Source organism: Legionella sp. PATHC035, from assembly GCF_026191115.1.
Lineage (GTDB): Bacteria > Pseudomonadota > Gammaproteobacteria > Legionellales > Legionellaceae > Legionella.
In genome coordinates, this window is sequence record NZ_JAPHOT010000001.1 from 288,244 (window position 1) to 303,656 (window position 15,413).

Here is a 15,413-nt window from a genome sequence, read left to right on the forward strand (position 1 = left end):
ATTTTTCATCTGTTATTTTGTTGCCATCAAAAGGCTGTGATAATATATTCTCATTTTTGTAATCGGACTAGTAATTAACATGACAAGAACAACGTCTATTCTATTAACCACACTGTTTATCATTACCTTATTTGTACAATCAACCAATTCGATTGCCGATGAAGGTTCATTACCTACAAAACCTACTGCTGATTTGGAAAGACCCTCTCCGACAGTGAACAATAAACCCTTAGTAACCCCAGCTCCTCCAATTCTTAATGCAAAAGCATACATACTGATTGATGTAAACAGCGGCAAAATCATTGCTGAAAAAAACAGTGAAGAGCGTTTACCTCCTGCCAGCCTAACAAAAATGATGACTTTATATGTTATTTCCAATGCATTGCATCATGAACAAATTCACCTCACTGATAGTGTGCGTGTAAGCCGTGATGCTTGGAAAATAGGTGGCTCTCGCATGTTCATTAAAGAAGGACAACAAGTCCCTGTGGAGGACTTGCTCAAGGGAATTATTGTTGACTCTGGTAATGATGCCTGCGTCGCAATGGCAGAGCACGTCGGAGGAACTGAGAACTCATTCACTGATCTGATGAATCAGCAAGCTCAAAATCTTGGAATGAAAAACAGCCATTTTACTGACAGTACTGGCTTGCCCGATCCTAATTTGTACACAACAGCGAAGGATTTAGCGATTCTTGGTAGAGCATTAATTGTCGATTTTCCACAATACTACGACTGGTATAAACAAAAATGGTTTACCTATAATGGTATTCGTCAACCTAATAGAAATCGCTTGTTATGGCGGGACAATCAAGTCGACGGAATTAAGACCGGTCATACGAATGATGCAGGATTTTGTCTCGTCTCTTCTGCAAAACGGGATAACATGCGTTTATTGGCAGTAGTCCTTGGAGAACCAAGCGACTCTTCCCGTGCTGATGACAGTGAAAAATTACTCAATTATGGTTTTAGATTTTTTGAAACCCATCAGCTTTACAAATCAGGACAATCAATAACTGAACTTCCTCTTTATAAAGGTACAGTAGATAAAGTTACTGTAGGATTAACTGAAGATCAGTTTATCACGATTCCTACTGGGCAATACCAACGATTAAACATTTCAACTAAAGTTCCATCATACCTTGAGGCTCCAATTAAAAAGGGTGATAAAATAGGTGATTTAGTGGTTCAATTTGATAATAACGTCGTCTCAACCCGACCTCTTTATGCTTTACAAGATGTTGAATCAGGCGGTTTTTATACTCGAACCAAAGACTCCATTCGTTTAGCTTTCAAACGCTGGTTTGGCTCATAAAATTTATAGGATTGAGGATGAAAAAAACGACTCTTATTGAATTTCCCTGTTATTTTCCTATAAAAATAATAGGGAATAATTCTGCCGTTTTTTTTGAGGAAATTAAACAGATTACTATCACTCACTTTCCTAATATCGAGGATGAGGCATTGAGTCATAAGATGAGCAAGGACTCTAATTACTTGGCAATAACAGTTACTGTTTATGCTGAAAATCAAGAGATGCTTGATACGTTTTATAGAGCTGTCACTCAGCATCCCGAAGTAAAAATGGTTCTATAATGAAAATACGTCAGCTAGGTATTAAGGATTACAATGATGTTTGGCTGCTCATGAAAGAATTTACCCAAAAACGTGAGGCAGAAACACTCGATGAACTTTGGCTCCTAGAGCATTTTCCTGTTTATACCCAAGGGCAAGCAGGCAAACCCGAACATATCCTCAATCCTCAGTCCATACCCATAGTGCAGTCTGATCGAGGAGGACAAGTAACCTATCATGGACCTGGTCAGCTAGTTGCCTATGTATTAATGGATATTAGGAGAAAAAATTTAGGAATCAGATCGTTAGTGAGTAAATTGGAACAAATTTTAATCTCTGTCCTGGCTCAATATCAAATAGAAGGCTCTATTCGTTGCGGTGCACCAGGAGTATATGTCAAAGAACAAAAAATTGCTTCAATAGGATTAAGAGTAAAAAATGGCTGTACTTATCATGGAATTGCGCTCAATGTTGATATGGATTTAAACCCTTTTTCAGGAATAAATCCTTGTGGATTTGCAAAAATGGAAATGACTCAAATAAAACATTTCGTTCCTGATGTTCAAATCACTCAAGTTAATCAGCATTTCGTGCAATATTTTCTAGAACAATTTTATCCTTGAACACAATATGAATTTGTTCGTTGACTATGTACAACCGCTTACAGAATGGTTGCAACACAACCCTCGTTGGTCTTTATTCATTACCTTTCTAATTTCTTTAACAGAATCCTTGGCTATTGTAGGCAGCATAGTACCTGGGAGTGTCACTATGACCGCTATAGGGATCCTCGCTGGTTCTGGAATTATGCGTATTGATTTGACCTTATTGGCAGCTATTTTAGGGGCTGTTGCTGGAGATAGCCTAAGTTATACCTTGGGTTACTATTACAGCGATCGATTAACTGAAATTTGGCCATTTAGTAAATATCCCAAATGGATAGAATATGGTAAGGAATTCTTTAGAACACATGGTGGAAAAAGTGTGCTAATTGGTCGTTTTGTTGGTCCTTTGCGTTCAATTATTCCTGTCATCGCTGGAATATTGCATATGAAGCAATGGCGTTTTTTTGTAGCTAATGTCTTATCTGCAATTGGCTGGTCACTACTGTACGTTATGCCTGGCGTCGCAATCGGCGCAGCAAGTCACGAATTATCAGCAGAGAGTGCGACACGTTTATTTATACTGATACTTGTCTTACTTGCAGGGCTCTGGATTATTAGTTTAGTCATAAAGCGGCTCATTCGTTTGTTAAATAATTTTTTAACGGCTTATTTACACGATTTCTGGCTCAGGCTTAAAAACAACTCGCTATGGGCCTATGTATATAATGCATTTACTCCAAAAAGTGAAACAAACCATTATCCTACAGCTGCTCTTGTTCTAATAACCCTAGTGTGTATGCTCTGTTTTTTGATTCTTCTTGGCTTAACTGCTACAACACAATACCTAACTTATATTAATTTGCCTGTCTATCTGTTTTTGCAAAGTTTTAATACAATATCATTAAAAGTATTTTTTATCTTTTGCACCCAATTAACCTCTGCAATGACAATGATTAGCTTTTTTATTATTTGTTGTAGTTGGTTCATTTTTCATAAGAATAGAACAGCGATTATTTATTTATGCAGTCTGATTTTTATAAGCACTGTGGTAGCGCTATTACTTAACTCACTTATTCATAGTCCAAGACCATCGGGACTATTAGTGACTCCTCCTGGATCCTCTTTTCCGGCAACAAATCTTTTGATAGCCACTGGATTATACGGATTTATTTTATTTTACATTAATAGCACCTTTACCCTATTTGCGAACATACTGAAATCAATCCTATTTGTGATTTTGGGCTTTAGTGGATTAGGCTCTATCTATTTGGGAGATTATTGGCTCACTGACGTGTTAACATCCTATTTTGTAGGTACAACAATTTGTTTAATTCACTGTCTAGTATATAGAAAATCGAATATCACGATCAAGAAAGCAAGTCATTCATTGTTAATGATCTCTCCGCTTTTAATCGGCATTCTTTTAGCTTCAGTCACATCGACCTACATTAATTTTAAAACGCTATCCTATAATCACACACCCAACTATAAAAAATTTACTCTCAGTGAAGTAACATGGTGGGAGCAAGAAAAGCCTATTCTTCCTATGTATCAATACAGTAGAATCGGTAAACGAATCAGTTTATTGAACCTTCAATTCGCAGGTAATCTGGAATCATTGCAAAACAGCTTGAATGAGAATGGGTGGAAACTACAAACAGACTCATTTTTTATGAACTTACTTAAGCGTATGAATCAGCAACCAAACAGTATTAAACTCCCCTTATTGACCCAATTATATGAAAATAAAGCGCCCTTGCTCGTCATGACCTATACCGATCAAGAAACTAAGTTAACACTGGAGTTAAGGATTTGGGAGTCTAATTATAATTTACTTGAATCGAACCAGCCCCTATGGATAGGCAGCATTCATCCATCCAATCGCGCGAACAAGCAGATGAGTAACCAAGGTTATTTTCCAAAACTACTCAATCCATTAAAATATTTGTTTAAAAAAGATCACGGGTTTGCGGTCAAACAAATCAAATTCCCGGATACTATGATTAAAACCACAATCTATCCGACAGAGCCCTACTTAACCCTTGTAAAACAAAAAAATGAAGTCCTCGGTAAGTAAGCCCTACAAATAAGCATTTTTTTATTCATTACTGTCGAACTGCAATCAATCAGCTACATTTTAATGTAATTTTAAATCTCTGCTTTGCTTTTTGATTTCTTCGTATGCTAGTGTAGTTTCTTTGTGGCGTTCTCTAAACTGAGTAAAGACTAAAGGTTTGTCATGAAGTGCCTCTTGGGAAATACCTTCTAGCCTCTCATTATCTATACATCTATAAAAATTACTGTTATAACTATATAGTTTTAAAGTAAATACCATTTAACTTTGAGAGTATGCTCGAATGTATACACTGGGAAAACTAATCCAAGCTCTTTTTCCATTAATTGCACTAGTACTCTTTATTATTGGAATTAAAAGAAACGCCATTTATTATGTTATTTCATCTCTTTGGCTTAGCCTTATTGCTGTGTTAATTCATTTCCAATTTTCAGGAAATCAAATTTTTGGAACTTATTTTAACTATTTTAATGCAGGAATTTATTCATTTAATTTCTTTATATTGCTCCTTGCATTGATACAAGTGATGTCACATTTAAGTGCTGCTCGTCCCGCATTGAGATACACATACGCCTTTATTAGTTCCCTTATGGTTGTAGGCGCGTTTATTGTAATCAGTAATCTTTGGATTAATGCTTTTTTTATAGAAAATAAGTTGGAAGGCACTCCCATAATGCAAGTAGCTCTGTTTCAAAAACCAGATTATTGTGGCAATAAGTATGTTTTTTACAAAATTGATCAAGACAGCACTGTCACATACCTCTGCCCCAATTATTATGGTTTGTTACCTTCAATTGGACACTTAGCAACAAGTCCAGATTTCATCACAACACAATTATCATTACCTGTTAAAAAACAATTACTTTTGAAGCAAAAAAATAAGAGTTAATGTATTAATAAATGATTAAAAAGGGTTACGTAGTCCTGATTCGGTCTGGAGGTTAAATTGTTCTTTGGGTTAATCTTTGATAATATGCCAATAATTCAGCACTTTAATATTTATATGAAACGGTTCTTATCTATTACCATAATGATTCTTAGTTTCAATTGCCATGCAATGGCCCCTAAACTTAATTGGGACCAAGCGGTTGACAAAGCAATAAAACGCTATGGTTTACGAGTTGAACCCCGGCTCAAATCTTACTTCTCCAAAGCAAAAGTCAGTTATCCCCCAAGTGAGATCGCCTTACTCGCTTTTAAATCAGAAAGAAAAGTAGAGCTATGGGCTAAAAATACCAATCAAAAATGGAAACATATACACGACTATCCGTTAACTGGTTTTAGTGGTCGGCTAGGACCTAAGTTACGTGAAAATGACAAACAAATTCCTGAAGGGGTTTATAGACTGGTTAATTTCAACCCTTTTAGTAGTATGCATTTATCCATGATGATTAATTATCCCAATAATTTTGATAAGCAAAAAGGTTATCAAGATGGGAGAAGAAACTTAGGAAATAATATTTTTATTCATGGTAAAAATTTATCGGTGGGTTGTTTGGCTGTAGGCGATCTAGCCATAGATCAGCTTTTTATTTTGGCACGTCGTGTTGGTCTTGATAACATTCAAGTCATTATTGCCCCAAATGATTTGCGCAAAGGTAAACCATCAACTTCTACATTTGCTCAACCCAGATGGCTTCCTGAATTATATAAACAAATTGCAGAGTCCCTTAAACCCTTTAGTCACAAAAACTATACGGTTTAAGATCGAGTGATAAATCAGATGTAGGTTGCCAAGCACCAACCTACACATATGAGAATCAATTTTTGGTTGTTTCTTAGCCCAGATTTGCCTAGCGCAATCAGGAAATTACACTCTAGGGGTCGATACGCTTCAAGCTTTTTCAATTATTCCTTTGGTAAAGAAGCCAAAAACTCAGTAACCTCTTTTGGGGTTAATTCATAACACTGTCCCCGTGACAAGTACCTTGGCATAGTGAGTAGACCGTAGCGTATACGTATTAACCGGCTGACTTCGACACCTTGCGACTCCCATAGGCGGCGGACTTCTCGATTACGCCCCTCATTTAAAGTCACATGATACCAAGAGTTAGCCCCCTCACCGCCGCGAAATTCTAAACGAGTAAATTTAGCGACTCCATCTTCCAGTTCAACTCCCTTTTGTAGCTTGTTTAAGGCTTCAGGACTCACCTGACCATGCACTCTCACAGCATATTCCCTTTCTAAACCATATTTGGGGTGCATTAACTGATTGGCTAAATCACCATTATTCGTAAAGATAAGCAACCCAGAGGTGTTCAAATCCAAACGTCCTACTTGCACCCAACGACCTTGTCTTAAGTGAGGTAAATGATCAAAAACTGTTTTTTCAAATTTAGGATCATGGCGGCTAGAAATTTCTCCAACAGGCTTATGGTACAGAAGAATACGTACATTTTGTCTTACCTTAAGTGGATTGGGAATTAATTTTCCTTTTACCGTGATCTTATCTTCAGCACTTGCTGAGTCCCCTAATTTAACCGGTTTTCCATTCACTTGTACCCAGCCATTCTCTATCCATCGCTCCATTTCTCGTCGCGATCCAAGACCTGCTTGGCTTAGTATTTTTTGTAACCTTTCGCTGCTCATTCGGTAGTATACTCTTCGTTAGGATTGTGTAAGGTTAATGCTTCCATGACCTCAGGTAAGGTTGGAAGTTCATTTAAATATTTTAAATTAAAATAATTTAAAAATTCTCTCGTCGTTGTATATACAGCAGGTTTACCTGCTACATTTTTATAACCGGAAATACGAATCCATTCTCTCTCCAGCAGTGTTTTCATTATTTGACTGCTTACTGCGACTCCACGCAGCTCTTCGATATCTGCTCGAGTAACGGGTTGCTTATAAGCAATAATGGCTAAAGTTTCAAGTAAAGCACGCGAGTATTTTGCGGGTTTCTCAATTTGCATTCGCGCAATCCAGTTACTGTATTCTTTTTTTGTTTGAATAATAAACCCAGTTGCGACTTGTACCAAATCAAAAGATCGAGATGCATACTCCTCCTTTAGGTCATTGATAATAACACTTAAATACTCTTTAGTGGGTCTTTGCCACTCATCAAAGACCTCTAACATTCTATCAAGAGATACGGGTTCATTACTGCTTAAGAGTAATGCTTCCACTATGTTTTTTAACTCCTTTTCATCCATTTTATGCTGCCTGTAAATGTATTGGTGAAAATGGTTCATTTTGCGTAATCACAATCAGTGATTGTCGTGCTAACTCTAAAATAGCCAACAAAGAGACAACCAATCCAATTCGACCTTCTTTATTAGAAAATAATTGATTAAATTCCAAGAGCTTGTGTTCTTGTAGCTGAATTAATATATCGCTCATACGCTCACGAACAGATAACGCTTCACGAGAGACCTGATGATGACTTATTTGTTCTTCTCTTTTCAATAATGATTTCATTGCATCAATTAAATCCTCGAGCGTCACTTCTGGGTGCACGATTATCCTCTCAAGCTCTGAGGGGACTACTTGAATCATAAAGTGATCACGCTCTTGTCGAGGGAGTGCATCAAGCAGCTCTGCTGCAATTTTTATTTGTTCATAGGCTTGTAATTTTCTTACGAGTGCCATTCGAGGGTCCTCTTCCTCTTCATCACTAGTAGGTGGTGCTGGTAGTAATAACCGTGACTTAATTTCTGCAAGCATTGCAGCCATCAACAAATAATCAGCGGCTAACTCCAATCGTCTACATTCCATTAATTGAATGTAATGCAAATATTGATTGGTAATACTCACAATAGGAATATCTAAGATATCAATATTCTGTTTGCGTATGAGATATAAAAGCAAATCGAGCGGACCGCTAAATGAATCCAGCAGAACTTCAAGCGCATCTGGAGGAATAAATAAATCATCCGGAAGCTCTGTAAGCTCCTTACCATCAACTATTGCTTTCACTTCCGGATTGCTTGATATTTCAATATCCATGCTAACAACTCATTCTTATTCAGCTGGTCAGTACACTTTCAAAGATCGACATAATCAACGATAGAATGGGTAAACCTGGACCTACGGTCATTATTCTAAAAAATTTATGTCATTCCCAAACAAAAACAGACGGGAATCTATTCTCAAAGTAGTCTTATGCCGCACTAAAAAGAAACTCCCGCCTTCGCGGGAACGACAGTTTCTATCTAATAATAATGAAGCCCGTGGTGATTATTATAACACGCAAGAGCCCCCATACTGGAGACATCAATAATCGAGTCCCATGACTTCTCGAACCGTACTCAAATTTTTACTAGCCACTTCTCGCGCTGCCTCACTCCCCTCAGAAACGATTCGTTTCACGGAGCTTAAATCAGATTCATATTCAGAAATTGCTTCCTGGATAGGCTGTAGCTCTTTGTTAATTGCATCCACAACAGGTCTTTTACATTCAATACAACCAATCCCTGCAGAACGACATCCATTTTGTACCCAATCTTTCACTTCATTATTTGAGTAAATTTTATGAAATTGCCAAACTGGGCATTTCTCTGGCTCGCCTGGGTCGGTTCGTTTGACTCGTGCTGGATCAGTTGGCATCGTCAATACCTTTTTTTCGACTTGTGCCGGCGGCTCTCTTAACATAATTGTATTGTGATAAGACTTAGACATCTTTTGTCCATCAAGCCCAGGCATCTTGGCAGTCTCTGTCAGTAATGGATGCGGTTCTGGGAGAATAATTTTACCACTACCCTCTAAATAGCCTAATAAACGCTCTTTATCGCCGATAGATAAATTAGACTGATCCTCTAAAAGAGCCTGTGCTGTTTTAATCGCTTCGTGATTCCCATGCTCCTGAAATTGTCGACGTAATTCACTATAATATTTGCTGTTCTTTTTCCCCATTTTTTTAATTGCTTCAGCAGCAAGCTCTTCGAAATTAGGCTCCTTACCATAGATGTGATTAAATCGACGCGCAATTTCTCGGGTCAACTCAATATGAGATACCTGATCTTCGCCAACTGGAACATAATCGGCATGATAAATTAGAACATCGGCACTTTGTAATAAGGGATAGCCTAAAAAACCATAAGTGGATAAATCCTTCTCTTTTATTTTTTCTTGCTGATCTTTAAAGCTGGGCACTCTTTCAAGCCAGCCCAAAGGGGTAATCATGGATAAGAGTAAATGAAGCTCTGCATGTTCTGGGACCCATGATTGAATAAATATTCGTGATAATCCAGGATTTACGCCACAAGCTAGCCAATCAATAATCATATCCCATAAATGGTTTTCGATAAAACCAGGTTCATCATATTGTGTTGTCAAGCCGTGCCAATCGGCTGCAAAAAAGAAGCAATCATATTGATGTTGTAATTTAATCCAATTTTTTATTACACCATGGTAGTGCCCAAGATGTAATCTTCCGCTGACTCGCATTCCAGAAACAACTCGTTTATTGGAACTAAATAGTGCTGACATCAATATCCTCTTTTTTTAATTATTAATTATCTAAAGGGCTCAGGATCACCTTTACCCTCCCTTATTATCACTGGATAATCACCAGTTAAATCAACTACCGTTGTGGGTTCATGCCCACAATTACCCCCATCAATAACCAAATCGATTTGATTTCCCAAAAGATCTCGAATCGCTTCTGGTTCACTTAATGGCGCCTTGGCACCAGGAAGAATTAATGTGGTGCTCATTAAAGGAGCATCAAGACAATCCAACAGTGCCAGTGTAATCAGGTTATTAGGAACCCGTAATCCTAATGTCTTTCTTTTTGGATGCAACATTAAACGAGGAACCTCATGTGTTGCATTAAGAATAAAAGTATAGGAACCCGGTGTGAATGCTTTCAATAATCGAAATATTGGATTTGATACTCGAGCATACGTGCCAAGTTGCGATAGATCACGGCATACAAGAGTCATATTATGATTCTTATCCAATTGACGTAATTTTCTAATGCGTTCGAGCGCGGCCTTGTTCCCCAAACTACAACCTAATGCGTAGCCTGAATCTGTGGGATAAACAATTAAACCACCTTCCTCAATAACATTTACCGCCTTTCTCAACAAACGAGCTTGCGGATTATCAGGATGTAATGCAAAAAACTGACTCATAAAGTCCCCTGTTATATGTTCCATTCATGCCAAATAGGCGTACAGTTTGCTGGTAGCTGTTTTTGACCACCAAGATTAACACGTGAAGTGCGATCACTATGATAGTCTGAACCAGAAGAACCTAATAAATGAAAACGAAGACATGTTGCAGCCATTTCATTAACTTCAGTTACTGTCATTTCCCCCGAGACGACTTCTATTCCTACTCCACCTGCTTCTTTAAACTCATTAATTAACTCATGCAATTTAGAACGCGTCAATCCATATTTAAGTGGGTGAGCGATGACTGCCTGGCCGCCAGCAGCAATAATGCCCTGCACTGCTTCTTGAAGGCTAATCCAGAGAGTAGACACATAGGCACACTTACCTCTTCCTAAAAAGCGTTTAAATGCGGCCGCAAGATCCTTAACCATTCCTTCATTAACAAGAAGTTGTGCAAAATGAGGTCTTCCGACTCGTTCATGACCTGCCAAATGACATGCTTTTAAGTAAGCATCGGAAATACCAAGTGATTCTAAAGCGCTACCAATTTGCTGCGCGCGATTAACTCTACTTTGATTTTGCCGCTCAATCAGTTCCAGAAAATCTGCAGTATGATTTATTTGATAACCAAGAATGTGTAATTCATGCTTTTTCCATCGAACACTAAATTCTATGCCATTTATTATTTTAATGGATGTCGCAGCGGTTGCATCAAGTAATTCTGAATAACCGGCAACAGTATCGTGATCGGTGAGTGACAAACACCTTATCTTTTGATTTTGCGCTTTTTGTATTAGTTCTTTTGGACTTAAAACTCCATCAGAAAAACTGCTATGACAATGAAGATCGATCATGAATTCGTGTTATATCAAAAAGAATGATTGTAGCATAAATCTTGCAGAAGATGTGCTTTCTGCACTATTCTTGCATACCTATATTTTTCAAGGTCAAAAAGTATTATAAATACTATACTCATAATATATATTACTTTATTGAGGAAAACCAAAAAATAATGATTCACAATGTTCATCACGTTAAATTATGCCGAAAATCGATTGCTGCGCGAAATAACAAACAAGCAGATTTTCTCGATTCAATTGATCGATCTGACATAACTTTCGCTGTTGGTCCTGCTGGAACAGGGAAGACTTATTTGGCTGTATCTAAAGCCATACAATGTTTTGAAAAAGGGGAAGTACAAAGATTGATTTTTGTTAGACCCGCAGTTGAAGCAGGTGAAAAATTAGGTTTCCTACCAGGAGACTTGGTGGAAAAGGTATTACCCTATTTAAGACCAATTTATGATGCTTTATATGAAATGATAGGTTTTAAAGAAACACAAAAATTAATTCAAACTGATATAATCGAAGTTTTACCTTTGGCATTTATGCGCGGACGAACTTTAAATGAATCATTTATTATTTTAGATGAGGCGCAAAATACGACTATTATGCAAATGAAAATGTTTTTAACTCGCATAGGTTTTGGTTCAAAAGCGGTGGTAACTGGAGATATGACTCAAGTAGATTTGCCTAAGGGTATTGATTCTGGACTTGCCCATGCAGTAGGATTATTCAAAAAAATACCGGAAATTAGTATTCATATGTTCACAAGTCGGGAAGTAGTACGACATCCTTTAGTATCTAAAATTGTTGACTGCTATGATAATGCATCAACAGGAAAAAAATAATGAGTTATTATATCGATATTCAAAATGCAACTGATGAATCCTTACCTGTTAGTGAAGATGAATTAATGCGCCTAGCACATTTGGCTTTGAGGGATAATCAAAAAGAGGCTGAACTGACGATCCGTCTCGTTACACCAGAAGAGATGATCTACTTAAATCACACTTACAGAAAGCAAAATAAGACAACAAATGTACTCTCATTTCCCAGTGCTTTGCCTCCTGAAATACAACTGGAATGCCCACTCTTGGGTGATGTTGTTATTTGTCCGCAGGTATTAGTCGAAGAAAGTAAACAGCTTAATAAAACTTTGGAAGCCCATTGGGCATTGATTTTGATTCATGGAATACTGCATTTATTGGGCTATGATCATATTAAGGATGATGAAGCCACTATAATGCAAGCTATTGAAATTAAATTGTTAGCGGAACTGGGGTTTCCTAATCCTTACGACGCAGAGGGTATTGAACTTGAATAAAGAGGAAGACAATAGTACGTGGTTTGCTCGCTTTAAACAGTTTTTACAAGGAGAACCACAAAATCAAGAGGAACTTGTTAGCTTATTAAGGGACGCTCAAATTCGCTCTCTTATCAGTGCAGAAACTTTGGCAATGATCGAAGGAGCTATTTCTTTTTCCAAGATGCGCGTACGCGATATTATGTTGCCTAAAAATCAAATGGTTTGCATTAAGCAAAACGATGAGTTCTCCGATATTATAAAAACCGTAACCCAAACCGGGCACTCCAGGTTTCCAGTCATTGCTGCAGATGCAGATGAAATCATTGGGATACTCCATGCAAAGGATTTACTACGCTATCAATCGTCTAATCTGGATAGCTTTGATTTGTTGGATATTTGTCGCTTGGCGGCTTTTGTTCCTGAAAGCCGACGTCTCGATAGCTTGCTCAGTGAGTTTCGTAGTAACAAAAATCACATGGCTATTGTTGTGGATGAATATGGCGAAGTTTCCGGATTTGTAACCATTGAGGATATTATCGAACAAATAATCGGCGATATTGAAGATGAGTTTGATATCGATGAAGATGCTTACCTTAAAGTACATGAGGATGGGCACTATATTGTCAAAGCCCATATGCCTATTGATGAATTTAATGAACAACTGAATGCCGATTTTAGTGATGAATTTTATGATACAATTGGTGGTATTGTAATGAATAGTTTTGGTCATTTACCTTCACGAGGCGAAACCATTACAATTGATTCTTTTGAATTTAGAATTATTAATGCAGATGCCAGAAGAATTAAATTAATGGAATGTATTGATAAACGTAAGGCATAATGAAGTATGAATGGTAATATTCTCATAATTGATGATGATACAGAGCTGACAGATTTATTGTCCCAATATTTGGTCCCTGAGGGATTTAACGCGATATGTGTCCATGATGGTGAGAGTGGCGTAAAAAAAGCCTTAAATCAAACTTTTGATGCGATTATTCTCGATGTGATGCTGCCTAAACTAAATGGTTTTGAGGTATTAAAAGCAATTCGGGAACATTTGGAGACCCCTGTACTCATGTTAACTGCTCGGGGGGATGACATCGATCGTATCGTGGGTCTTGAAATTGGCGCTGATGATTACTTGCCTAAACCCTGTAATCCGCGTGAATTGGTTGCTCGTTTACGTGCAATCTTGAGACGTACTCAAAAAATTCCCACTTCAAGACCAATCATTGAACAACATAATATTGTTGTTGATTGTTCTAAACGTCATGTAACGATGGCCGGAAGTTATCTTGAGTTAACCAATGCCGAATTTAATATTTTGGAGATGCTTATTAAGTCACCAGGACAAGCATTCTCAAAAGAGGAGCTTACTGAATATGCTCTTGGGCGAAAATACACCGCTTATGATCGCAGCATTGATGTTCATATCAGTAACCTAAGAAACAAGTTAGGAGATAATCCTCAAGGCGAACCCATAGTGAAGACGGTTCGTGGCTTTGGATATATGTTTAATGCGTAGTTTATATTGGAAAATTTTCATTTCATTCTGGCTTGCCACCATACTTATTATTTTCACTACTGCATGGGTCATTAGCCATATTGTACAAAAGTCATCATTACCCGCACAAGAACAACTCTTTATGGACAGCTATGCAAATGCCGCAGTTGCTACTTATGAATCAGGCAGGCAAGCTGCTTTATTAAAATGGCTGAATAAAATAGGCATTTCTCGTCATATGTCCATTTATTTATTGTCCAGTACTGGTGAAATTATTGGAACACAGGCAGCGCCAGAAAATGTCAAAAAAGTCGCTGAAAACCTGCTTCAAGATCAATTGAGTGAAGGTATTTTAAAGTCAGGAAAACTCATAGTAAGTCATGAAATTTTATCTACCTCGGGAAAATTCTATCGTCTTGCAGCGGTTAGTGAAAAACCTATCTATCATTTTGTTGGTGTACCGTGGGCAGGCCTGGCTATTCGTCTTATCTTAGCAACATTTATCAGCGGACTAATATGTTATTTATTATCACGCTACTTAACTCAGCCGTTGCGTTCTCTAGGCATGGCAGCAAAATCAATTGCGACGGGAAAATTAAATACGCGTGTCGGACATTTAAGAGGCCATCATAACGATGAAATTGCGCAATTAAGTAAAGAATTTGATCGCATGGCAGAGCAACTGGAAAGATTGGTTAATTCCAAAGAACGATTACTGCAAGATATTTCTCACGAATTACGCTCCCCTCTTGCTCGACTACAAATTGCCATCGAATTGGGGCGCAATAAAACACAACATTTGGCAGATACCGAATTCAACCGTATGGAGCTTGAATGTTCTCGTTTAAATGCCTTGATTACAGAAGTTTTAGACTTTGCTCGCTTAGAAAAATCAACAACTGAACTTAATTTATCTGAAATCGATCTTTCTAAGCTTTTGTTTCGTATTATCGAAGATGCCAATTATGAGGTTGGTGATGATGCCCCTAGAGTCCTGGCCGGAGTAATTGAGCCTTGCCACTTATTAATCGATGAACGTTTGATTCATAGAGCAATAGAAAATGTGGTGCGCAATGCGTTGCATTATTCACCGGCTGCTGAACAGGTTACGGTGTCATTAAAACATGATGAAACCAAAGAACACGTATGCATCGACATTAGTGATAAAGGACCAGGCGTTCCAGAGGATCAGTTAGAGAGAATATTTAATCCCTTTTATCGAGTCGATACATCGAGAGCAAAGAAAACTGGCGGATATGGTTTAGGCTTGGCTATAGCATCTCGTGCGATTCAAATGCATCATGGTAAAATCATGGCTCAAAATAATTTGGGCGGGGGATTGCTTGTACGAATTATTCTTAATGCAAATCTAGCGAGTGCAGCTCGAATCGAAAAAACTGAATTAGACTCGCTTATGACCATGTAGGACATCCATGCTGACTCTTCTT

17 protein-coding genes are annotated in these 15,413 nt (G+C 37.8%); 11 read left to right on the forward strand and 6 right to left on the reverse strand.

Going from position 1 to position 15,413, the window contains the following annotated elements; all coding sequences use genetic code 11:
• The first annotated feature begins 79 nt into the window (after window positions 1-79).
• From OQJ13_RS01245 to OQJ13_RS01270, 6 genes are all read left to right on the forward strand, one after another.
• On the forward strand, window positions 80-1,315 hold the full coding sequence (locus tag OQJ13_RS01245; protein WP_265708615.1) for a D-alanyl-D-alanine carboxypeptidase family protein: 1,236 nt from the start codon (window positions 80-82) through the stop codon (window positions 1,313-1,315).
• Between the two features lie 17 nt (window positions 1,316-1,332).
• Window positions 1,333-1,596 (forward strand): YbeD family protein, encoded by a 264-nt coding sequence (locus OQJ13_RS01250; protein ID WP_265708617.1) that lies wholly within the window; start codon window positions 1,333-1,335, stop codon window positions 1,594-1,596.
• Entirely contained in the window at window positions 1,596-2,198 is a 603-nt protein-coding gene (lipB, locus tag OQJ13_RS01255; protein ID WP_265708618.1) for a lipoyl(octanoyl) transferase LipB, read from the forward strand. The genes OQJ13_RS01250 and lipB overlap by 1 nt, the downstream gene beginning before the upstream one ends.
• A gap of 7 nt (window positions 2,199-2,205) precedes the next feature.
• Window positions 2,206-4,257 (forward strand): bifunctional DedA family/phosphatase PAP2 family protein, encoded by a 2,052-nt coding sequence (locus OQJ13_RS01260; RefSeq protein ID WP_265708619.1) that lies wholly within the window; start codon window positions 2,206-2,208, stop codon window positions 4,255-4,257.
• Window positions 4,258-4,537: 280 nt separating this feature from the next.
• Window positions 4,538-5,143 carry a type I secretion system protein LssZ gene (locus OQJ13_RS01265; RefSeq protein WP_265708620.1) on the forward strand — a complete coding sequence of 202 codons (606 nt, stop codon included), beginning with the start codon at window positions 4,538-4,540 and terminating at the stop codon, window positions 5,141-5,143.
• A gap of 168 nt (window positions 5,144-5,311) precedes the next feature.
• The gene (locus OQJ13_RS01270) at window positions 5,312-5,959 is read left to right on the forward strand and encodes a L,D-transpeptidase family protein (protein ID WP_416209898.1); all 648 of its coding nucleotides are present in this window, start codon (window positions 5,312-5,314) and stop codon (window positions 5,957-5,959) included.
• A 143-nt stretch (window positions 5,960-6,102) separates the two neighbouring features.
• On the opposite strand, the gene rluB is transcribed toward OQJ13_RS01270, so the two are convergent.
• The 6 genes from rluB to OQJ13_RS01300 form a co-directional block, all read right to left on the reverse strand.
• Window positions 6,103-6,843 carry a 23S rRNA pseudouridine(2605) synthase RluB gene (gene rluB, locus OQJ13_RS01275; protein ID WP_265708621.1) on the reverse strand — a complete coding sequence of 247 codons (741 nt, stop codon included), beginning with the start codon at window positions 6,841-6,843 and terminating at the stop codon, window positions 6,103-6,105.
• Window positions 6,840-7,406 carry an SMC-Scp complex subunit ScpB gene (scpB, locus tag OQJ13_RS01280; RefSeq protein ID WP_265708622.1) on the reverse strand — a complete coding sequence of 189 codons (567 nt, stop codon included), beginning with the start codon at window positions 7,404-7,406 and terminating at the stop codon, window positions 6,840-6,842. Before scpB ends, rluB begins: the two co-directional genes overlap by 4 nt.
• Window position 7,407: 1 nt before the next feature.
• The gene (locus OQJ13_RS01285; RefSeq protein WP_265708624.1) at window positions 7,408-8,199 is read right to left on the reverse strand and encodes a segregation and condensation protein A; all 792 of its coding nucleotides are present in this window, start codon (window positions 8,197-8,199) and stop codon (window positions 7,408-7,410) included.
• A 267-nt stretch (window positions 8,200-8,466) separates the two neighbouring features.
• Entirely contained in the window at window positions 8,467-9,681 is a 1,215-nt protein-coding gene (locus OQJ13_RS01290; RefSeq protein WP_265708626.1) for a tryptophan--tRNA ligase, read from the reverse strand.
• A 26-nt stretch (window positions 9,682-9,707) separates the two neighbouring features.
• Complete coding sequence (locus OQJ13_RS01295) at window positions 9,708-10,328, reverse strand: L-threonylcarbamoyladenylate synthase (protein ID WP_265708627.1); 621 nt, start codon at window positions 10,326-10,328, stop codon at window positions 9,708-9,710.
• Between the two features lie 11 nt (window positions 10,329-10,339).
• The gene (locus OQJ13_RS01300) at window positions 10,340-11,164 is read right to left on the reverse strand and encodes a PHP domain-containing protein (RefSeq protein WP_265708629.1); all 825 of its coding nucleotides are present in this window, start codon (window positions 11,162-11,164) and stop codon (window positions 10,340-10,342) included.
• Window positions 11,165-11,322: 158 nt separating this feature from the next.
• Here OQJ13_RS01300 and OQJ13_RS01305 point away from each other — a divergent pair, with 158 nt between their 5' ends.
• The 5 genes from OQJ13_RS01305 to cpxA are packed head-to-tail and all read left to right on the forward strand — an operon-like array spanning window position 11,323 to window position 15,391.
• Window positions 11,323-12,000 carry a PhoH family protein gene (locus tag OQJ13_RS01305; protein ID WP_081776853.1) on the forward strand — a complete coding sequence of 226 codons (678 nt, stop codon included), beginning with the start codon at window positions 11,323-11,325 and terminating at the stop codon, window positions 11,998-12,000.
• A complete protein-coding gene (gene ybeY, locus OQJ13_RS01310; RefSeq protein ID WP_265708631.1) occupies window positions 12,000-12,476 on the forward strand; it encodes an rRNA maturation RNase YbeY in 477 nt (158 codons plus the stop codon). The genes OQJ13_RS01305 and ybeY overlap by 1 nt, the downstream gene beginning before the upstream one ends.
• Entirely contained in the window at window positions 12,463-13,299 is an 837-nt protein-coding gene (locus OQJ13_RS01315; protein ID WP_416209899.1) for an HlyC/CorC family transporter, read from the forward strand. Before ybeY ends, OQJ13_RS01315 begins: the two co-directional genes overlap by 14 nt.
• 6 nt (window positions 13,300-13,305) lie before the next feature.
• Entirely contained in the window at window positions 13,306-13,986 is a 681-nt protein-coding gene (gene cpxR, locus OQJ13_RS01320) for a two-component system response regulator CpxR (protein WP_265708636.1), read from the forward strand.
• Complete coding sequence (cpxA, locus tag OQJ13_RS01325) at window positions 13,979-15,391, forward strand: two-component system sensor histidine kinase CpxA (protein WP_265708637.1); 1,413 nt, start codon at window positions 13,979-13,981, stop codon at window positions 15,389-15,391. Before cpxR ends, cpxA begins: the two co-directional genes overlap by 8 nt.
• The last annotated feature ends 22 nt before the right edge of the window (window positions 15,392-15,413 follow it).